Below are 19,991 nucleotides of genomic sequence, written 5' to 3' on the forward strand. Positions count from 1 at the left end.
ATCAATAGATAAAAGAAGGGAAATTAGCCCTATGAAAATTTTAGTTGTTGACGATGATAAAGAAATCGTCGAGCTGTTAAGTATTTATCTTAAAAATGAAGGTTACACTCCAGTTGTTGCCTATAGCGGTAAAGAAGCAATTACGAAATTAACTACGACGCCAGATATTGCATTAATGATCTTGGATATCATGATGCCTAATATGAGCGGAATTGATGTTATCAAGGAAGTACGCAAAGATTCTGATATCCCAATTATTATCGTATCAGCCAAGACTGGTGATATGGATAAAATTCAAGGCTTGATTACTGGAGCAGATGACTATGTTTCTAAGCCATTTAATCCTTTAGAAGTAATGGCACGAGTTCGTTCACTTTTGCGTCGTAGTCAAAAGCAGGTTAAGGATGATGAACCAGATATTTTAGAAGTGGGACCACTGATTATTAACCGTGATTCACATGAAGTTAAGACAATTGATGGTAAAGACATTCAGTTGACTGCCTTAGAATTTGGCATTTTATACTTGCTTGCCAGTCACCCTAACCGGGTATTTTCAGCGGATGAGATTTTTGAACGGGTTTGGCAACAGGAATCCATAGTTTCTGCTAAAACCGTTATGGTGCATGTTTCACACCTGCGTGACAAAATCCAATCGGCAACGGGTGGTGAAGATGTTATTCAGACCGTCTGGGGAGTAGGCTATAAAGTTGAGGCTTAACTAGATGAAAAAAGAAAGGGTCAAGCTGACAGCCGCGGAAAAAAGTGAGCTGTTTGCTGAAGGCGTTATAACGGTAGTTTTAGAGCTACTATTGAACCTGTCAGTGATTATTTTGATCAACTTGACAATTTTACAAGATAAAAACCTGGTTAACGGGATTTATTTTCTAAAAAAGACCATTACTTTTGCTGGCGGGCGCCACTTATGGTCCTGGCAGAATACCTTTATTATTTTCATGGGTATTGGTGATTTAATCGTTCTGTACTGGCGCTTAATTCGGCGCTATCATCAAATGCAGTTAAGACATGTTATTTCTGAACTGCATTATATTGCTAAGGGACATTTTGACCATACAATTTCTTTTAAAGTCAAAACTGATTTGCAAAAAGTAATTGATTCAATTAATTCGTTAGTGGATAGTACAGTAAATGCGATTAATGAAGAAAAAGCGATTGAAAAGTCAAAGGACGAACTGATTAGCAATGTTTCTCATGATATCAGAACGCCTTTAACTTCTATCATCGGCTATTTGGGTTTACTGAAATCGGGGGTGTCAAATCCAGCAGATCAACAAAGATACCTTAATATTGCATATATGAAGGCTGAACAAATGAAATCGCTCGCTCATGATTTGCTTGAGTATACAACGTTAAAATCAACTAGTACCAAATTAAATTTATCTTCTTTACATATTTTTTCTATGTTAGAGCAGGTTGCCGCGGGGTTTGAATTCGAGGGTCAGGAAAAAGGGATAGTATTTAATATAGAAGCAAGACCTAAGAATTTAACCATTCAAGCTGATGCGGAAAAGCTGGTACGTGTTTATAATAATCTCATCACTAATGCGCTAAAGTACGGTACAGGTGCAACACAAATTAACTTAATTGCTAATTTAGTTAATAACAATGAAGTTGAGTTACGGGTGGAAAACAACGGTGCTCAAATTCCCGAAGATTCGTTGAAAAAAATATTTGAACGTTTTTACAGAGTCGAAGGCTCCCGTAATACCCAAACGGGTGGCACAGGGCTAGGTCTATCAATTACCAAAAGTATTGTTGATCTTCATCAGGGCAAAATCCGCTGTGAATCTGATAAAGATTGGACCCGTTTCATTATTTGCCTGCCTTTAAACTTAAAGAGTGAAAAAACTCCAGCATAGCTGTGGTATAATTTTGACTGAGATAATAAATAGAGGAGTATAGCATGAGTATTTCTTTAAATACCTGTATTTTAATTTTAAAAGAACACCATCTGCTTAAATCGAGTGCTGTCCAAGATACTATATCTTCTAAGATGGAATATGTGTCGTATGACTCGCGTGACGTTCATACCAATACATTGTTCTTCTGTAAAGGTGCTGGTTTTCGCCCCACTTATTTGTCAATGGCAAAGGCGAATGGTGCTAATTGTTATGTAGCAGAGCAACCCTATCCGGAAGGTAAGGGAATGCATGCACTGATTGTGCGCAATGTTTCCAAAGCGATGGCGTTATTGTCTGCGGCATTTTTCCGTTTCCCGCAAGACGATTTATATTTAATAGCTATTACTGGTACTAAAGGCAAGACTACAACGGCCTACTTTTTAAAAGGGATGTTAGATCAGGTAAACGGTGGTAAAACGGCGTTAATTTCATCAGTCAACACAGTTGTGGGACCTAAAAAAGATGATACTTTTAAGTCAAGCTTAACTACGCCTGAATCACTTGATTTGTTCCGTGATATGCGAATAGCTGTAGACAACGGAATGACGCATATGGTTATGGAAGTTTCCAGCCAGGCTTATAAGAAAAACAGGGTATTTGGTCTGACCTATGACCTGGGCTTTTTCTTAAATATTACACCTGATCATATTGGACCTAATGAGCATCCCAATTTCGCTGATTATTTACATTGTAAGTTGCAGCTGCTGGTTAATGCTCGTAAATGTATTATTAACGCTCAGACTGATCATTTTCCTGAAGTTTACGCTGCGGCCATGACTACTACTGATCCAGACAGTATTTACTTATTTGCTGACGAAAAATTTACTAATCCGGATCTGAAGCAGACCATCGATTTTCGTTTTTCGACCCAAGAGCTTGATATGTCACGGACCCGGTTCCAGGTATTGTGTGTTAGCGACAAAGCCAAGCAGCTTAAAATAGCTGGCGATTACCAGTTAAAGATGTTAGGTGATTTTAACGAATCTAACGGTACTGCCGCAGTAATTGGTGCAGGACTGGCCGGGATGAATTATGACGATGCTGCTAAAGGTATCAGTCAAGTTACCGTCCCTGGAAGAATGCAAACAGAAGTTACCAAGAAGCACGGAGTAGTGGTTGTGGACTTCGCACATAATGAAGCCTCAATGATGGCTCTTATGGGCTTTATGCAACGAGAATTTAATAATCCCAAAATTATTGTCGTTGTGGGGGCACCTGGTGACAAAGGAGTTTCTCGTCGTCCCGGTTTTAGTAACAGTCTAAATGCCTACGCTGCTAAAGCCTTTCTGACAACAGATGATCCTGGCTTTGAAGATCCCATGGATATAGCACAGGAAATTGATGCAGGGATCGATCATTCTAAAGTTGATGTCACAATAGAACTAGACCGTAAGAAGGCCATCCATGATGCAATCAGTATGTCCAAGCAGGGTGATGTTGTTCTGATCTGTGGTAAAGGTGAAGATAGTTATCAAAAGGTCCGGGGAGTAGATACTCCTTATCCGTCTGATATTACAGTTGCACAACAGGTAATTGATGAACTTGAAGGGCAAAAAGAACATTTTAACGGTTAGAAAAGCAGGTATTAATGAAACATTTTTTTAGTATTATTGGCGGTATGGGTACGATTGCAACGGAAAGCTATGTCCGCATGATTAATCACCGTCTAAAGATTACCAAAGATCAGGACTATCTGAATTATATTTTAGTTAATGATGCCCAAATTCCTGACCGCACGGCTTATATCAAAGACCATAGCCAACCTAATTTTTTCAATGCTTTGCGTGATGATGTGCTCCAGCAAGCAATGTTAAAGCCCGATTTTTTCGTGATGCCATGTAATACTGCACATTATTTTTATGATGACTTGGCTAAACTAACTGATATTCCTTTTTTACATATGATGCGTATTGCTGTTCATAAATTTGCAAGTGACTTTCCGCAGGAAAAAAAGATTGGCTTGATTGCTACGGAAGGTTCGATTTATGATCATCTGTACGAAGACGAAATTGAACAAGTTGGCCGTGAGGTAGAATTGGGTGGTCCTGAGATTCAACCGCTGGTTACTGAGCTGATTTATTCCAGCATTAAAGAAAAAGGCGTAGTTGATGGTGAACTTTATCACCGCATATTACGCACCATGCATGATCAGTATGGCTGTAATGTAATTTTACTTGGTTGTACTGAATTATCTTTAGCTCAGGAAAAGGCGCCAGAGCATCCGTATAATGTTATTGATCCGCAAGTTATTATTGCTGATGTGGCAATTGAATTAGAACTAAAAATTCGTGCAGGAATGGATCCTAAGACTGCTATAGAGAAATATATGTATTAAATAAAGCGTAAGGTTTAATGCAAATTAAATAGACTAGTAATCAATTTGATTATTAGTCTATTTATTTTTCCAAAAAGTATTGACAATGTTTCTATTTGGTAGTAGTGTATTAGAAAAGTAATACAGTTGAAAATGGGAGGGTTAAAATGTTATATCTTTTATATATAGTTATTGGCATACTGATAATTCTGACTACTAATTTAGTAGTAACAGCAATTTTGAGCATTAGAGATGCTTATCGCAATCATCTTAAAGATCAGTTGTCATTTGGCACTGCCTTTAAGAAATATTTTGGTAAAAACAACAATATCCCTCTTCATCTGTCTGATTGGAGACTATAAAAAATTATTTTATTTAAGTTTCTGCTTATCGTATATATAATTTTATAAAACAACAAATTGCTATTGCCGATATAGGATATCTATATTATACTGGAATAAGTTGAATACGGTTTCTTCGGGGCAGGGTGCAATTCCCTACCGACGGTGACAATTAATAATTGAAGTCCGTGACCCGCGTTTTGCGGTGGAACTAGTGTGAGTCTAGTACCGACAGTTAAAGTCTGGATGGGAGAAGAACAAACAAGATTAGACAGAAAACTCGCGTCGTTATTAAGCTTCGCTGGAATCTTATTTGATGAATACAAATTAAGCCTCGTTGATAAAAGCAACGAGGCTTTTTAATGTTTAGGAAGTGAAATTAGTGCAGGACAAGGATTATATGGAAATGGCAGTTCAAGAAGCCTTGAAAGCTCAGGGAATGACTTGGACAAATCCTTTAGTTGGCGCAGTTTTGGTTAAAGACAATCAGGTTTTAGCAACCGGCTACCACCATCAATTTGGTAAGGAACACGCAGAAGTAAATACACTCTCACACCTAGTTAATCCCAAACAGGCACAAGGAGCCACCTTGTACGTCACGCTAGAGCCTTGCAGCCATTATGGCAAGCAACCTCCTTGTTGCAAAAAGGTCGCTGAAGCCGGAATCAAAAAAGTTGTTATTGGTCAGGTTGACCCTCATCAAATTGTAGCTGGCAAGGGTATTGAATATCTAGAAAGCCATGGGGTGCAAACTGAGATAATCGGTGGTACAGAAAATTTAAACGTTGCTTATAACTTTTTTTATCACCAAAAGAGGCCTTTTGTGACGCTTAAATATGCAATGTCCATTGATGGCAAAATTAATGCTGCAGGTAAAACGAGAACAATTTTGACTGGGGATGCAGCTCAGGTGGATGTGCAAAAGTTGCGTTTGCACAACCAAGCAATTTTAATTGGGGCAAATACTTTGCGAATAGATAATCCACTTTTAACGGTCAGAATTAAGAATTTACCCCAGCCACCTATTCGAATAGTGTTAACTAAAGATGCTAATCAGTTGGACTTTAACAGTCGCATGTTTAAGACACAAGGCGAGATTTGGCTATTAAGTAGAACTGAACTGACACAAAAAGTAGCTGAAAATGTTCGCTGCTTTACTGCTGCTAAATGGACACCTTCAAAAATTGTGCAGCTTTTAGCCGCACATGAAATTCAATCATTATTAGTTGAGGGCGGCAGCAATGTCCAGAGTCAATTTGTAGCAGCTGACTTGGCTGACGAAATAGTGACATACATTGCTCCTTTAGTTTTAGGCGGTACTGCATTACCTGCTGTGTTTGGCCAGGCTTTAGCAGAAAAAAGCGATTATCAACTTTTAGACGTTAAAAAATTCAATCAAGATGTCAGAATTCGCGTGAGGAGAAAAGAATGTTTACAGGAATAATTCAAACTACGGGAACGATAACCCGTTTGGAAATTAGTGAGCAACATGCAAGACTGGGTATTTGCGCTCCTAAATTAGTGCAAAAAGATTTGCCTTTAGGGGCAAGCATTGCCGTTAATGGTATTTGTTTAACCGTTACCGCTTGGAGCGATAATGACTTTGCAGTAGACGTGATGCCGGAAACAATGAAACGGACTAATTTGGGCAATTTGCAAAAAGGTAGTTTAGTAAATTTAGAGCCTTCATTGTCTTTAAACGGTAAGCTTGATGGTCATATTGTTGCAGGTCATGTTGATACTACAGCTGAACTGGTAATAAGAAACGAAAATGAGAATTCCATAGAATTAGAATTCGCAGTACCACATAAGTATGCCCCTTTTATTGTTGAAAAAGGCTCAATTGCCATTGACGGCATTAGTTTAACCGTGACAATGACGCAAAATGATCATTTCGGGGTGAGCTTAATACCTTATACAATACAAAATACTACTTTGGCTCACTATCAAGTGCATGACAAAGTCAATATTGAAGTGGATATGATTGGTCGGTACGCTGTCAAACAAATTCAAGCTTGGAAAAAGGAATTTTAACGGAGGAAAAAATGACAGAACAACTGAATGAAAAAATGCAAAAGGTGTTACAACATATGTTGACTGGTGGGTTGGTCATTGTGGCTGATTCGCCGCAACGTGAGTCTGAGGGGGATATGATTGGTTTGGCTGAAAAGGTAACGCCTCAAGCAGTTAATATGATGATTACTAAGGCGCGCGGACTATTATGTGTGCCGATGAGTAAGGCATACGCTGACCGCTTGCAGCTAAAACCAATTGAAACAGGTTCGAACGATACTTTTGGCACGGCTTTTACCCTTAGTGTTGACTCCACTGAAACCACTACGGGAATTTCAGCTTTTGACCGTGCTAAAACTATTAAAAAATTGGCTGATCCTAATAGCCAGTGGGCTGACTTTTATCATCCAGGTCATGTTTTTCCTTTGGTAGCTAAAGAAGGCGGTGTACTAGAACGGACAGGTCATACTGAAGCTGCTTTGGATCTGGCTAGATTGGCAGGAGTTGCACCTGTAGGCTTTATTTGCGAGTGCATTAAAAAAGACGGAACGATGGCCAGGCGTAAAGACTTGAAAGCTTTAGCAGAAGGACTTGGTATTCCTTATTTGACCATTGAAGAGTTAATTGCATACCGCAAGAATCTGGCAAATAAAGATTTGGGGATTGAATCATTTACAAAGGTTGACTTTCCGACTAAATACGGTCATTTCCAGCTTGAAGGCTTCAGGGATAAAAAGCATCCTGAAAAGCAACCGACTTTGTTAATTAGTAAGAGTGAAGTAAAAAAAGGTGAGCCTCTTTTATTGCGGCTTCACAGTGAATGTTTGACTGGGGATGTTTTTGGTTCTAAGCGCTGTGACTGTGGCGCTCAGCTTGCCGCAGCTTTAACAAAAATTGAACAAAATGGATCAGGAGCGGTTTTATACTTGCGTCAAGAAGGTCGGGGAATTGGTCTAGAAAACAAGTTACGTGCTTATAAGCTGCAAGACGAAGGCATGAACACAGTTGAAGCTAACCAGCACCTTGGTTTGCCGGTTGACGCACGCCGCTATAATGTTGCTGCTGAAATTTTAAGGCAAAAAGGCGTGAGCGAAGTTGAATTAATGACCAATAATCCGGATAAAGTAACGCAATTAGAAAATTATGGCATTAAAGTTGTCAAAAGAATACCTGTTGAAGTAGGCATGACCGCCGAAAATAAGAATTACTTGGCAACTAAAAAGCATGAAATGAATCATATTTTAAACGAGGTAGATTAACATGAAAGAAATTATTGGCAACATTGCTCAGGGACAGGATAAAAAGATTGGTATTGTCGTTGCTCAATTTAACGGTGTGGTAACGGATCGCCTACTTTCAGGTGCGCTAAAGCAATTGAAAAAATCGGGCGTGAAAGATGAAAATATTGTGATTGTGAAAGTACCTGGTGCTTTTGAAATTGCTCGTACAGTCAACTGCCTGGCAAAAAGTGGCAAAGTTGATGGCATTATTGCATTAGGAGCTGTAATTAGAGGTGAAACGGCTCACTTTACCTATGTTTGTGAAGGTACTACTTCTCAGCTAGCTGCCGCATCAGCCAATGGGTCAGTTCCAATCATGTTTGGTGTACTTATGACCGATACGGTCGCACAAGCAACCGATCGTGCCGGAGGTAAAGCAGGCAATAAAGGAGCTGAGTGTGCCACAGATGTCTTAGAAGTATTAAATATAGAAGAGCAAATAAAGCAACTATAATTTATTAAGTACATCTCCTTAATAAAGAAATAGCAAGTCATTTTTAGAAATAGAAGTGGCTTGTTTTTGGTCTTAGTAGTTTTAGCGGCTTGCTGTTTGCTTTTATTATTAGTTGATTGATCTTAAAATTATTAAGTCTAATTTTAAAAACATATATGCATATATTATCAGATAACAGTAAAATTGTTATTTTAATTTATTATTAATGTTGATTTTATGGCTATTTTAAGCACTCTTATGAAAATAATTCTATTTGCAATGTTATTAAATGAAGTATATACTGAAATTGTAATAATATACATACTTTTTTAGTAGCAAGATTAGATTGATTTTATCATTGAGGTGAAAAATGAATAAAGGATTAGATCGCAATAAGCGGACTGGAGCACTGCTTTTTAGCAGTTTAACGGCAGCTGCGCTTGGTTTGATGAGTTTGAATACTAATGTCGTAAAGGCTGATAGCAATTCAGGAACACAAGACACTGCACGAAGCTTTAATAAGAATGATAATGATAGTCGTGTTAAAACTCGAATAGCAAACAATACTGTATCTCAAGCAAATAATCAGGGCGTTACTACTGATAATGCGAATACCACTACACCAGAAGGAAATACTGATGGTACTACAGATAATACAGATGAAACTCAAAATGGGAGTGTAGACTCGCTGCAGGGCAACAATAAAGATTCCAACTCTCAAACTTCTGCTGGTAATGATCAGCCAGTAACAGACATTACTAAGAATGAAAATAAAATTAGTACAAAAACTATTAAAACAGGTAAGTGGGGTAATGCTGACTTAAGTTACGATAGTGATACTAACGTATTAACTGTGAGTGGGAGTCATGATAAGAATAATCCGACTATTGTAAAAAATAATCCCGGGGTCTTAGGTGGTTTTCTAGGTGACAATGAGTCTGCGAAGGTAAAAAAGGTAATCTTTGACGGTAACTTTAAAATTGTCGGCGAAGTCAAGTCAGTTTTTATTCGTCTTAAAGGCCTAACTGATATTGTAGGCTTAGAAAACGTTGATACTTCGGAGGCGACCACCATGTATTGCTGGTTTTACCAATGTTATAGTCTTGAAAGCCTAGATCTATCTCAGTTTAATACTTCGCAAGTTACAAGCATGGACTCTATGTTTGATGGCTGCAAAAGTCTTAAAAAATTAGATTTAAAGAATTTTAATACTTCGAAAGTTACAAATATGACATGTATGTTTGCAGGGTGTGAGAGTCTTGAAGAATTAAATGTTACCAAGTTTGACACCTCTAATGTCACAGATATGTCATATATGTTTAATCACTGTGCAAGTTTGACTACCATTGACGTCCGTAATTTTAATACCAGTAATGTGACAAATATGGCGTCAATGTTTAGTATGTATTATTCTGGCGCCAGCGATACGGGTTCAGTATTCGGTTGGGATTCCAGCCTTGTCTCACTTGATCTTTCTAACTTTGATACTAGTAAAGTTACGGATATGTCATTAATGTTCTTCAAATGTACAAAGCTAAAAGACCTAAACATCTCTAAATTTAATACCTCTCAAGTTACAACTATGAATAGTATGTTCCAAGCATGTAATAAGTTAACATCTTTAGATCTTAGCAACTTTGATACTAGTAAAGTTACGGACATGTACGGCATGTTTCGAGATACGAATAGTTTAATCAGTTTGAACCTGTCAAACTTTGACACCAAAAATGTAACTAACATGGGGCAAATGTTTTATCTCTACGCTGACCCTAAAGTGGACGGTAAATATCCTAAAAAGGCAAATTTAAGGATTCTTGATATCAGCAATTTTAACATCAGCAATGCCACGTATTGTGGTTACATGTTAAAAGGCCAAGCAGGATTGCTAGTTTTGAAATTAGGAGATGAAGACAAAAACTTTTCCCAAATGGGTCTTGATACGCCAGGAACTTGGCTAAATGTTGGTACTGGAACAATGCAGCATCCTGAGGCCTCAGAAAAATGGTCATCAGATGAGTTGATGAAAAATTGGAATGGTAAAGAAGAAACGTATGTGCGAGAAGCTACGATAAATGCTCATTATCAAGATCAAAACGGCAAAACTCTTGCACCTGATGAATCTTTCACAGGTACATATGGAACCCAGTATGAAGCTAAAGCCAAAGAAATTCCAGGATATACTTTAATGACTATGCCGAAAAATGCGTCAGGACGCATTGGAGAAAATCTAGATGATATTACATTTATTTACAAAACGAATGATTCAAACAATTCAGGCTCAAACGATCATGGAACAAACTCAGGGATAAATGATAATAATACTATAGCAAGAGTTGAAGTTCATTATCAGGATGAGAACAACAATGAAATTGCTCCGTCTAAGATTTTAACTGGCGTTGTTGGTGAAGGCTACATTACTAAGGCTTTGGATATTACAGGTTATACTCTTAAATTTAGACCTGTTAATGCTACCGGCTTCTTTAGCAGCCAGCCACAAACTGTTACTTATGTTTATTCGAGAAATGGTGTTATTCGAACTGTTCGTCATAATTCCTATCTATATGACCAAAATGGTGGCCGTAAAGCTGGCGAATACTTTATAGGCAAAAAAATTAAAACCTATGGCAGTAGGCTTATTCAGAATAAGAAATATTACGAACTTGGAAACGATACTTTTATTAAAGCTAATAATGTTACAGGTATTAAACGCAAACTTAAGCACAATGCCTATATCTACACCAAGAAAGCTAATAAGAAAGTAAAGCGTTCTGGTCGTAAAGTATTGAAAAAGAAACAAACGATCAGAACATATGGTGGAGCTATTAAAATGCATCATAAGTTGTACTACATTGTTGGTAAGAATCGTTATATTAAAAAAGCTAATTTTTAGCAATTAAAAAATAATAATCAGAAAAGTTCTATCATAGTAAAAACGACTAGATAGAACTTTTTTATGTTTTGCTAAATTGCGAAATAAGGAAGAAAAAATTTAATTAAAGCTGTTGCTTTTACCTAAGCGATACTTTTGCACGTTAATACCAAGAGTGACAAAAACTAGTAATAACGAAATTCCGCTAGCAAGGAGCGTAAGAGCAGGTCGCTGCAGCATATTGGCAATTGCCGAAACTCCAACTGTAAAAAAGATATTTAGTAGTGAACTGCCTAACTGCAAAAAACTTGATTGAGCAGACTGGACATTTTTACTGGTCCGTTTAATTCTAACTTTGCTGCACCAATTACCGATTGGTAAAGTTTCTGCATAAATTAACAATGTACTAATGAACATGGTAGCGATTGTTTGTTTTAAAAAGAAAATGCCTAATGCTATTGTGGTGGTTAGAGTTAAGGTGCAAAGTAACCAGAAGTAGTTGTCAAAGCGAATAAGCACAGCTCCTAATAAGAGGCCACTGACTACAGCAAGTAGCAGCCAGTATACTTGACTGTATGTAGGATCAATTGCTTTCCAGAAGTAAATCATCAGTCCGTTAAATACAGATTGGAGAGCACCATTAAACATGGCCACAATAATTGCTGCGCGTAAGCCTTTATTAGTAATAATATTGTGCCAGACTTTGACCAGATGGGTTATGGTTTTAAAATTGTTTTTATCTTTAACAAAATGCCTTTGGTGCAAAGCTAGAGCTAGAAAAATGTTAATGAAAAAACCGCTGCTTGCTACTAAGAGAAAATATAAATAATTGCGCGTAGTCAAAATCAATACTGCTATTGCAGCTACACTGGCTATATTACCGATCAGACCAGCTATAGAATTGTAGTTAATGGTTTTTTCGAGGGAATTATCAGTCAGAAGAAATTTTAAATTTCCCATAAATGATAGTCCTTCAACTAAACTGAACATTGTAATGCAAAGGTCAACCAGAATATATAAGGGAACAAAGTATTTTTTGGGAAAAGTAAACGGCAGTAATAAGAATAAACACAGAAAGATATATATCCAAATTAACATGCAGCGTTTGTCGACATTATCAAGCCTTGATCCAATAAATAAGACGCTCAAAATAAGTGCTAAAGAACTAATACTTGATATCAAGCCATTCACAATGATATTATCTGAATATTCGCGGATAATTAGTGCACCGCCTATTCCAACTAGAATACTGCCAAAATTCGATAGCAGATTGATTAGTGGTAATAATATTTGATTACGCTTGAGAAATTTATTACTGTCCATTTTGTCACGCTTTCATGTAATATAATAAAAAGCGTAACATGTAGCAGTTTTGTTAGTAGCAGAAGTGACACAAAAGGCCCTTTTCAATAGTTGAAACGGCCTTTTTCACTATACAAATTCCTAGACCTAAATTTAATTGTTAACTTCATCAAGATCATTAAGAGTAATGCTTTTTTATGCTGCCCAAGCCATAAAATACATAGGATTGTTCGACTTTTTAGAGTATTATATAAATATATTAAGGAAAAATAATAATAACGGCTATGATAAGGATTTTATATGGTTACGATTACTGGCTTGCAAGGCGTGCCCATGATATCTGAAACTTGTGACTTGTCCCGAATATTAGTTGAAACGGTCAAAAAAGAACATTTCAAGATTGCTGCTGGCGACATTATTTGTGTAGCGTCTAAAATTTGCTCAATGGCGGAGGGCAATATTGTGGATTTAAGCCACGTAGCACCAACTTCTGTGGCAAAAAGAATTCATCAACGCATACCCAGAAAGGATGCCAGTTTAATTCAAGTGATTATTGACCAAACCGCTGACCCATCTGGCAGTAAATTAGAAGTAAGTGGAAATCATATTGGTGCTTGGCTTCCCAACGGTTTGTTTTTAACTAGTGGCGGTGTTGACAAGGGTAAAAATAATACAGCGATAACTTTACCTAAGAATTGTGATTTAACAGCTAAACGCATCAGCAATACTTTTTACCAAGAATTAGGTGTAAAAACTAGTGTAATCATTACTGACAGTGACGGTAGGGCAGATAAAAAAGGTGCTAATCAGGTAGCAGTTGGCTTATACGGATTAAATGGCTTAAGGATAAATAAAGAAGCTGGTACAGCTGAAACGCTTTGTGATTTGCTGGCAGCTGCTGCTGGTTTAGTAATGGGGCAACGAGGAGCCAATATGCCTTTAGTGTGTATTCATGGACTTGAATATGAAAAAGCTACGGATTTTAGCATTGCAGATACTGTGAATTAAAATTTAACCTGTACGAATCATTTTTAGAATGGAGCAAGTTTTTTGAAAAGATACAGAAATAACACGAACCTGAATGAAACAACGCGTAGTGAATTTGAATTAATGGGTGAATTTGGTGTAAATCCAGATTTTTTAGAAAGACAACTTCGTGATGGCTTTGCAATTGGGGTATTTAAATACGAAGGTGGAAAAGCGGAAGTTAAAACTACTCCAGTTCTTTATACTAAAGATGATAAAATTGCTGGCGGTTATTTACCATTAACTAATAGTATAAAACATTGTATATATGGCTTTTTAGAAGATGGCACGTTTGTCAGATTAAATACTTTTTCAAGTTCAAATCATAGGCTTCATATTTCGGGATTAAGTGCAATAAAATATATTTCTTATGAGACTGATTTTTTCAGATTACCTTTTAATAAAGAACAAGAGCCGGAAGAATTGTGGATAACAATAAATTCTTTGAGTGAAATTGCAAGCTATATTATTCCTCAAGATTTAGAAAATACCGAAGCTTTAAGAAAACAAGACGTGAAAATATGTGAGTTAACAGATTTTGATATCTTCTTAAAACTTCTCTATTTTAAAAATAATTCACAAATGTCTTCAAGTATTAAAACAAATATTGCGTTGAAAATAAAACCTCATAAACCTTATAGTGAAAAAACTATTTTAAATTATATCAACAAGTTTGAAAAATTTATTTCCATTATTAACGATAGTCGAATGGACATAACTTCAATTAGATTTATGAAAGATAAAAAATGTATAAAGTTACGCCTTCCATATTCTGAAGTAATGAAAGAGAATGCCTCTAAAGACTTTTCAAGTTTTGTCTACATACCAGGTCTCGCTTTCAAATTTTATACAAATGAGCTTGGAAATGTATTCAAGGCAGTAAATAAAGATGATATAAATTTTAATAACTTGATTAATAATTATATTTATAATATAAATCGTGAGCTTAATATCAACAGCTCGTTGCTTGACTATGTAAATTCAATCGAATTTTATATGGCAGGAAAAAAGTTTAAAAATGGTAAAAGAATAAAGTCTTTAAATAAAAAAATTAGTTTTTTCATAGAAAGTTTGCCAGAAAAACTGTACCACTTATTTTTTGAAGAAGCTAAGAGTAAAGAAAATCCGACTGAGTCTATGTTCATAAATTCGGTTGTAGATACTAGGGATTATTTAACCCATGGAGAAAAGACTAAAAGCGAATTTTTAATCACTGATTTTCAAAAGCAAGTTGATTATGTTGAATTTCTCAGAAATATTATACGAGTAAAAATTTTGTATGAGTACAATATACCTGAAGATATTATTTATCAAGAATATAGCAACAAATGGGGAAATAGATATTTTTGCAGCTTAATTAAGAGATACTTATAAAGATAGCTTGAATTAAGAATAGGAGAAAGAATAAATGAAGATTATTTGTTATGGTGTAATCAAAATGGAAGAATCCCGTATTAAAAATTGGGCTCAAAAAAATAATGTCGAAGTAAAAATTGTCCACGCTGATTTGTGTGCTGAAAATGCAGAATTGGCTGAAGGCTTTGACGGCGTGAGTTCTGAAGGCAATCTTCCTGTAGGTGCTAGTGTATATGAAAAATTTAGGCAGTATGGGATTAAGCAACTTGCCATTCGGCAAGTTGGGGTTGATAACCAGGATTTAGCTGCCGCAAAAAAGAATGGCATTAAGATTACTAACGTTGCAGCGTATTCACCAAGAGCTATAGCTGAACTTGGCGTAACTGATGCAATGCCTCAAGTTTTGATCACGCCGCACATTGCCTTTTTCACTAAACTAGCCGTTAAAAACAGTATTGAGATTGCTTTAAACGATGCTAAAACAATTATCTCAGGTGGAGAAGTAAAGAGTGTAGTTAATTTGTAAGGACAAAAGTTAGTTTAGGCCAAAATGCTCCAATAAATAGTTAATTAGGTTGGGAAAGATATAAAAAGCTTTGGAAATGTGATATGACCCCCAAATTTGTCCTAAATTTGGGGGTCACTTCAATTTCAGATTGTTTTTCTGTTTTTATGCCAGCAAAATCGCATCATCTTCAAGACCTGAGCCTACATGCTTTTGGAATAATTCCATTAACTTAGGCACAGTTAAATTTTGTTTATCTTCACCAGCCAGATCAATTGCTACACGACCTTGATGCAACATGATCAAACGATTGCCGTAGCGAATAGCATCTTCCATGTTATGAGTGACCATAAATGCTGTCAAATGCTGTTCAGATATCAACTTTTCAGTTAATTGCATGACCGTTATTGAAGTTTGTGGATCAAGAGCCGCAGTATGTTCATCCAGTAAAATCAAATCTGGCCGTTGCAGTGTTGCCATTAAAAGGGTAATGGCTTGTCTTTGACCACCAGAAAGTAAGCCAATTTCAGTTTCCAAGCGGTTTTCTAGATTCAAATTAAGTTGCGCAAGCTGCTTTTTGAAAAATTTTCTGTCTTGACTTTTAACACCAGGACGAAAGCCTCGGCGCTTTCCGCGCTTCATGGCTAAAGCCAAATTTTCTTCGACGGTTAGTCTGACTGCTGTTCCCATTTTAGGATCTTGAAAAACGCGACTAATATTTTTTGCTCTTTTAGTAACAGGCAGTTTTGTAATATCGGTACCTTTTAGAATAATTTGTCCTTCTTGAATAGGTAACGTTCCGGCAATACTATTGAGCAGGGTAGACTTACCAGCACCATTACTACCAATGATAGTCACGAAATCTCCGGCTTCTAAACTAAGGTCAATTCCGCGTAAAACACGGTTTTCATTAACAGTTCCTTGTTCAAAAGTTTGATGTAAATTTTTAATCTTTAGTACTTCTGGCATTTTGCTTTCCTCCTTTAAGATTGCGTGGTAAATGGAAATTCGGCAAAGTTAAGCACACAACTAAAACTAAAGCTGAAGCTAATTTTGCATCAGACGGTTCTACATTCATCTGGAATACCAAAGCTAAAATCAGTCTATAAATGATGGCACCTACGACTAAAGTAAGTAAACGACCACCAATTGACAGATTGCGAATGAGTACTTCTGCGATAATAATTGAAGCTAGCCCGATAACAAGAGTACCCACACCAGAGTTAAGGTCGGCAAAGCCATTATTTTGTGCTAACAGTCCACCTGACAAGGCAATACAGCCATTAGAAATCATATAACCTAAAATTTTCATTCCTTGAGTTTTAATGCCGTTGGCAGCACTCATCTGCGGATTGTCACCAGTAGCTCTCATAGCTAAACCAATTTCAGTTTTAAAGAAAACGACGAGTAACATAATAACTAAAAGTGCAACTATCAGTCCCATTGCAATTACAGCATTGTTACGACTTAAGCCCCAATTTTGCGCAATTGTAAAGACCGTCTTTTTGCCTAGCAATGAAACGTTGGCAGCGTTTTGCATTACTCTGGAAGTAATGGAGTATAATCCAGTCATTGTAATAATTCCTGCTAATAATGAAGGAATACGCAATTTAGTGTTCAAAATACCAGTAACTAGTCCCGCAATCAACCCGCCAATAAATGCGGCAATTGTTGCCAATACCGGATTAATTCCTTTAATAATGCACATCGTCGCAACAGCTCCCCCTAAGGGAAAACTGCCTTCAGCCGTCATGTCGGCTAAATCTAATATTCGAAAAGTTAAATAAACACCGATTGCCATTAATGACCAAAGTAGTCCTTGCGAAGTAGACGAAAGTAATAACTCCCAAAATGTATTTAACATAACTATTGATTCACGCTGCCTTTCTTTAATTTACTTAGGTGCTTTAATTGAAGCAGGATCAATTCCAAGTGCCTTTGCCATTTTCTTGTTAACCACTAATTTCAAATCAGTTGCTCTTTCAACAGGCATATCTTTAGGTTTAGCTTTACCATCTAAAATCTTAGCAGCCATTTTACCGGTTTGTTTACCAAGTGCCTCATAATCTATTCCAATAGAAGCCAAGCCGCCAGTTTTAACTTGATCCGTTGAACCGGCTACCAGTGGAATCTTCTTTTCCTTAACAACCTTACCAATAATTGAAGAAGCAGAGGCAAAAGTATTGTCTGTTGGTACGTAAATTCCTTGTACTTTTCCGGCTAAAGTTTCAGTGACTTGTTGAACATCATTTGTTGTGTTGGCCGTCTTAATTAAAACTTTGACTCCGGCTTTTTTAAGTGCCTTGACAGCTAGATCAGCTTGAATTTTGGAATTGGCTTCGCCCGCATTGTACATAATGCCAATTGTTTTAGCCTTAGGCACAATTGATAAAAGTAATTTGATTTGCTTATCAATTGAAACCATATCAGTGGTTCCTGTGACATTTCTGCCAGGTTTAGCGTCTGAATTTACTAGTTTGGCAGCTTTTAGATCAGTCACAGCAGTCACTACAATCGGGATATCCTCGGTAGCATTTGCTACGCTTTGTGCTGCTGGGGTGGCAATACCTAAAATTAAATCTGATTTTTCGTTGACTAGTTTTTCACTCATGCTCTTCAAATTGTCTTGACTATTTTGCGCATTTTGGTAATCAATCTTTAAATTTTTGCCTTCAACGTAGCCTTTTTCCTTCAGACCTTCTTTGAAGCCTTTGTTAGCTTCATCTAATGAGGGATGTTGTACTACTTGCAGTATACCCACATGTTTGACAGTTGCTGTACTGCCTGATTTTTTGTTATTGCAACCACTTAATAGTAACAAACCGGTTAAGGCCATTCCCATAACTAATTTCTTAATTCGCATTTTTCTTCCTCCGTAAATCTAATCTTCATAACGTAAAAACACCCACTTATTTCTAAGTGGGTGTACAAGTTATCATTTTCATTAATAATTATTTGTGATTAACCACTTAGAAAGCTATGTGGCTAACCGCAACTAAAGGACTCTAGCCATCATAGATAAATTCAAAACTTGAATCTGGTTTGAATTCATCTAGATGAACCCAAACCCTATCTAAAATAGCTAAAGTAATAACGATTATTCAGTTGTGAGATGTGTTTAATATAATATTTCATTTAAGATCAACCTCCAACCTTAATGAGAAGATTATAAAAAATAAAGAAGAAAAAGTCAAGGAATAATAAAATTTGGTTGCAATTGATGTGCAACCTAAGGGAATTTTTCAAATTTATTTTGCCAAAATGTTTAAGCTAGTTTTTTGTTTTACATAAAAAACTGCCCTTGTGGCAGTCTGTTTCCCGTTTATTTTGGAGCTTTAATTGATTTAGGATCAATTCCCAGTGCTTTGGCCATACTTTTGTTCACCACTAATTTCATATCGTGTGCTTTTTCAACCGGCATGTTTGCAGGTTTAGCTTTGCCAGATAAAATTTTCGCAGCCATTTTCCCTGTTTGTTCTCCCAATAATTCGTAATCAATTCCGATTGAGGCTAAGCCGCCAGTTTTGACTTGATCAACTGAACTCGCTACCAGAGGAACCTTCTTTTCTTTGACAACTTTACCAACTACTGAAGCTGCTGAGTCAAAGGTATTATCTGTAGGAACGAAAATACCGTCAACTTTTGAAGCCAGAGTCTCTGTTACTTGTTGGACATCGTTAGTCGTATTTGCAGTTTTGATCAAAACTTTCACTCCTGCTTTTTTCAGTGCAGCTGTTGCTAAGTCAGCCTGAATTTTGGAGTTTGATTCACCGGCGTTGTACATGATACCGATAGTTTTAGCCTTGGGCACAATTGACAACAGCAACTTGATCTGGCGTTTAATTGAAACCATATCTGTTGTGCCCGTGATATTTCTACCCGGTTTCTCATCTGAATTAACTAATTTAGCGGCTTTTAAATCAGTTACAGCAGTGACAACAGTTGGGATTTTCTGTGTTGCATTAGCCACACTTTGCGCTGCCGGCGTAGCAATTCCTAAGATCAAGTCAGACTTTTCGTTAACTAGTTTTTCACTCATACTTTTCAAATTATCCTGATTATTTTGGGCATTTTGGTAATCAATCTTTAGATTCTTACCCTCTACAAAGCCACTTTCCTTCAGGCCTTTTTTAAAACCCTTGTATGCCTTGTCTAGAGAAGGGTGTTGCACTACTTGCAAAACACCCACGTGTTTCACGTCTGGACTTTTACTAGCTTTCTTACTGCTGCAGCCCCCTAAAGCCATTAAACCAACAATTGTAATTCCTGTAATCAGTTTTCTAAAACGCATCTTGTGCCTCCATAAAAAATACCCACTTACTTCTAAGCGGGTACACAGAAATTAAATTGCCAACAAATAATTGGATTGTGGTTAGCCACTTAGAAAGCTATGTGGCTAACCGTACTAAAAGAGTCCTAGCCATCATAGATAAATTCAAACTTAGTTTCGTTTGAATTCACCTAGATGAACTCAAACTCTTATCTATAGTAGCTAAGATAATAACGATTATTTAGTTGATTCTCTTTTTGACTAAAATGAATCATTATCCTTACCTCCAACTTTGATAACAAGATTATAAAAAAATAAAAACTAAAAGTCAAGGATTAATTTTTTTAAAATCTAATTTATGTA

General features: G+C 36.6%; 18 protein-coding genes and 1 riboswitch. Of the genes, 13 read left to right on the forward strand and 5 right to left on the reverse strand.

Features of this window, described 5'->3' with window-relative positions; genetic code table 11:
- Nucleotides 1–31: 31 nt before the first annotated feature.
- The 10 genes from F5ESL0259_RS01365 (at nucleotide 32) to F5ESL0259_RS01410 (ending at nucleotide 11,190) form a co-directional block, all read left to right on the forward strand.
- Nucleotides 32–718, forward strand: a complete 687-nt coding sequence (locus F5ESL0259_RS01365; protein WP_046324244.1) for a response regulator transcription factor — start codon at nucleotides 32–34, stop codon at nucleotides 716–718.
- A gap of 4 nt (nucleotides 719–722) precedes the next feature.
- Complete coding sequence (locus F5ESL0259_RS01370; protein WP_046324245.1) at nucleotides 723–1,877, forward strand: cell wall metabolism sensor histidine kinase WalK; 1,155 nt, start codon at nucleotides 723–725, stop codon at nucleotides 1,875–1,877.
- Between the two features lie 44 nt (nucleotides 1,878–1,921).
- Complete coding sequence (locus tag F5ESL0259_RS01375) at nucleotides 1,922–3,493, forward strand: UDP-N-acetylmuramoyl-L-alanyl-D-glutamate--2,6-diaminopimelate ligase (RefSeq protein ID WP_122037234.1); 1,572 nt, start codon at nucleotides 1,922–1,924, stop codon at nucleotides 3,491–3,493.
- A gap of 14 nt (nucleotides 3,494–3,507) precedes the next feature.
- Complete coding sequence (locus F5ESL0259_RS01380; RefSeq protein WP_122037235.1) at nucleotides 3,508–4,254, forward strand: aspartate/glutamate racemase family protein; 747 nt, start codon at nucleotides 3,508–3,510, stop codon at nucleotides 4,252–4,254.
- Between the two features lie 146 nt (nucleotides 4,255–4,400).
- Complete coding sequence (locus tag F5ESL0259_RS01385; protein ID WP_122037236.1) at nucleotides 4,401–4,595, forward strand: hypothetical protein; 195 nt, start codon at nucleotides 4,401–4,403, stop codon at nucleotides 4,593–4,595.
- A gap of 107 nt (nucleotides 4,596–4,702) precedes the next feature.
- A riboswitch (FMN riboswitch) is annotated at nucleotides 4,703–4,836 on the forward strand.
- Between the two features lie 120 nt (nucleotides 4,837–4,956).
- A complete protein-coding gene (ribD, locus tag F5ESL0259_RS01390) occupies nucleotides 4,957–6,018 on the forward strand; it encodes a bifunctional diaminohydroxyphosphoribosylaminopyrimidine deaminase/5-amino-6-(5-phosphoribosylamino)uracil reductase RibD (RefSeq protein ID WP_233558032.1) in 1,062 nt (353 codons plus the stop codon).
- Nucleotides 6,003–6,608, forward strand: coding sequence for a riboflavin synthase (locus F5ESL0259_RS01395; RefSeq protein ID WP_122037237.1), 606 nt, complete (start codon nucleotides 6,003–6,005; stop codon nucleotides 6,606–6,608). Before ribD ends, F5ESL0259_RS01395 begins: the two co-directional genes overlap by 16 nt.
- Nucleotides 6,609–6,619: 11 nt before the next feature.
- Nucleotides 6,620–7,846, forward strand: a complete 1,227-nt coding sequence (gene ribA, locus F5ESL0259_RS01400) for a GTP cyclohydrolase II (protein WP_122037238.1) — start codon at nucleotides 6,620–6,622, stop codon at nucleotides 7,844–7,846.
- Nucleotide 7,847: 1 nt separating this feature from the next.
- Nucleotides 7,848–8,321 (forward strand): 6,7-dimethyl-8-ribityllumazine synthase, encoded by a 474-nt coding sequence (gene ribH / locus F5ESL0259_RS01405; protein WP_122037239.1) that lies wholly within the window; start codon nucleotides 7,848–7,850, stop codon nucleotides 8,319–8,321.
- Nucleotides 8,322–8,670: 349 nt separating this feature from the next.
- The gene (locus tag F5ESL0259_RS01410) at nucleotides 8,671–11,190 is read left to right on the forward strand and encodes a BspA family leucine-rich repeat surface protein (RefSeq protein ID WP_122037240.1); all 2,520 of its coding nucleotides are present in this window, start codon (nucleotides 8,671–8,673) and stop codon (nucleotides 11,188–11,190) included.
- A 99-nt stretch (nucleotides 11,191–11,289) separates the two neighbouring features.
- On the opposite strand, the gene F5ESL0259_RS01415 is transcribed toward F5ESL0259_RS01410, so the two are convergent.
- Nucleotides 11,290–12,492, reverse strand: coding sequence for a hypothetical protein (locus F5ESL0259_RS01415; RefSeq protein WP_122037241.1), 1,203 nt, complete (start codon nucleotides 12,490–12,492; stop codon nucleotides 11,290–11,292).
- Nucleotides 12,493–12,771: 279 nt separating this feature from the next.
- Between F5ESL0259_RS01415 and F5ESL0259_RS01420 the strand changes: the two genes are divergently transcribed.
- Genes F5ESL0259_RS01420 through F5ESL0259_RS01430 form a run of 3 tightly spaced genes read left to right on the forward strand, consistent with a single transcriptional unit; the run spans nucleotide 12,772 to nucleotide 15,379 of the window.
- Nucleotides 12,772–13,479 carry a coenzyme F420-0:L-glutamate ligase gene (locus tag F5ESL0259_RS01420; protein WP_122037242.1) on the forward strand — a complete coding sequence of 236 codons (708 nt, stop codon included), beginning with the start codon at nucleotides 12,772–12,774 and terminating at the stop codon, nucleotides 13,477–13,479.
- Between the two features lie 42 nt (nucleotides 13,480–13,521).
- Entirely contained in the window at nucleotides 13,522–14,871 is a 1,350-nt protein-coding gene (locus F5ESL0259_RS01425) for a HEPN domain-containing protein (protein ID WP_122037243.1), read from the forward strand.
- A 34-nt stretch (nucleotides 14,872–14,905) separates the two neighbouring features.
- Nucleotides 14,906–15,379 (forward strand): hypothetical protein, encoded by a 474-nt coding sequence (locus F5ESL0259_RS01430; protein WP_122037244.1) that lies wholly within the window; start codon nucleotides 14,906–14,908, stop codon nucleotides 15,377–15,379.
- A 144-nt stretch (nucleotides 15,380–15,523) separates the two neighbouring features.
- On the opposite strand, the gene F5ESL0259_RS01435 is transcribed toward F5ESL0259_RS01430, so the two are convergent.
- From F5ESL0259_RS01435 to F5ESL0259_RS01450, 4 genes are all read right to left on the reverse strand, one after another.
- Nucleotides 15,524–16,327, reverse strand: coding sequence for an ABC transporter ATP-binding protein (locus F5ESL0259_RS01435; RefSeq protein ID WP_122037245.1), 804 nt, complete (start codon nucleotides 16,325–16,327; stop codon nucleotides 15,524–15,526).
- Complete coding sequence (locus tag F5ESL0259_RS01440) at nucleotides 16,305–17,222, reverse strand: ABC transporter permease (protein WP_122037246.1); 918 nt, start codon at nucleotides 17,220–17,222, stop codon at nucleotides 16,305–16,307. Before F5ESL0259_RS01440 ends, F5ESL0259_RS01435 begins: the two co-directional genes overlap by 23 nt.
- A 30-nt stretch (nucleotides 17,223–17,252) precedes the next feature.
- Complete coding sequence (locus tag F5ESL0259_RS01445) at nucleotides 17,253–18,221, reverse strand: ABC transporter substrate-binding protein (protein ID WP_122037247.1); 969 nt, start codon at nucleotides 18,219–18,221, stop codon at nucleotides 17,253–17,255.
- Between the two features lie 459 nt (nucleotides 18,222–18,680).
- Complete coding sequence (locus F5ESL0259_RS01450) at nucleotides 18,681–19,604, reverse strand: ABC transporter substrate binding protein (RefSeq protein WP_370448578.1); 924 nt, start codon at nucleotides 19,602–19,604, stop codon at nucleotides 18,681–18,683.
- Nucleotides 19,605–19,991: the final 387 nt, after the last annotated feature.

Origin of the sequence: Lactobacillus sp. ESL0259 (genome assembly GCF_003693045.1) — a bacterium.
Classification (GTDB): Bacteria; Bacillota; Bacilli; order Lactobacillales; family Lactobacillaceae; genus Lactobacillus; species Lactobacillus melliventris.

What these genes read in the sequence shown, in the direction of transcription:
- F5ESL0259_RS01435 (WP_122037245.1), bottom strand. Translation starts at nt 16,327, where the DNA reads ATGCCAGAAGTACTAAAGATTAAAAATTTACATCAAACTTTTGAACAA.
- F5ESL0259_RS01395 (WP_122037237.1), top strand. Translation starts at nt 6,003, where the DNA reads ATGTTTACAGGAATAATTCAAACTACGGGAACGATAACCCGTTTGGAA.
- F5ESL0259_RS01380 (WP_122037235.1), top strand. Translation starts at nt 3,508, where the DNA reads ATGAAACATTTTTTTAGTATTATTGGCGGTATGGGTACGATTGCAACG.
- F5ESL0259_RS01430 (WP_122037244.1), top strand. Translation starts at nt 14,906, where the DNA reads ATGAAGATTATTTGTTATGGTGTAATCAAAATGGAAGAATCCCGTATT.
- F5ESL0259_RS01410 (WP_122037240.1), top strand. Translation starts at nt 8,671, where the DNA reads ATGAATAAAGGATTAGATCGCAATAAGCGGACTGGAGCACTGCTTTTT.
- F5ESL0259_RS01450 (WP_370448578.1), bottom strand. Translation starts at nt 19,604, where the DNA reads ATGGCTTTAGGGGGCTGCAGCAGTAAGAAAGCTAGTAAAAGTCCAGAC.
- F5ESL0259_RS01445 (WP_122037247.1), bottom strand. Translation starts at nt 18,221, where the DNA reads ATGCGAATTAAGAAATTAGTTATGGGAATGGCCTTAACCGGTTTGTTA.
- F5ESL0259_RS01370 (WP_046324245.1), top strand. Translation starts at nt 723, where the DNA reads ATGAAAAAAGAAAGGGTCAAGCTGACAGCCGCGGAAAAAAGTGAGCTG.
- F5ESL0259_RS01385 (WP_122037236.1), top strand. Translation starts at nt 4,401, where the DNA reads ATGTTATATCTTTTATATATAGTTATTGGCATACTGATAATTCTGACT.
- ribA (WP_122037238.1), top strand. Translation starts at nt 6,620, where the DNA reads ATGACAGAACAACTGAATGAAAAAATGCAAAAGGTGTTACAACATATG.
- F5ESL0259_RS01365 (WP_046324244.1), top strand. Translation starts at nt 32, where the DNA reads ATGAAAATTTTAGTTGTTGACGATGATAAAGAAATCGTCGAGCTGTTA.
- F5ESL0259_RS01375 (WP_122037234.1), top strand. Translation starts at nt 1,922, where the DNA reads ATGAGTATTTCTTTAAATACCTGTATTTTAATTTTAAAAGAACACCAT.
- F5ESL0259_RS01420 (WP_122037242.1), top strand. Translation starts at nt 12,772, where the DNA reads ATGGTTACGATTACTGGCTTGCAAGGCGTGCCCATGATATCTGAAACT.
- F5ESL0259_RS01415 (WP_122037241.1), bottom strand. Translation starts at nt 12,492, where the DNA reads ATGGACAGTAATAAATTTCTCAAGCGTAATCAAATATTATTACCACTA.
- ribH (WP_122037239.1), top strand. Translation starts at nt 7,848, where the DNA reads ATGAAAGAAATTATTGGCAACATTGCTCAGGGACAGGATAAAAAGATT.
- F5ESL0259_RS01440 (WP_122037246.1), bottom strand. Translation starts at nt 17,222, where the DNA reads ATGTTAAATACATTTTGGGAGTTATTACTTTCGTCTACTTCGCAAGGA.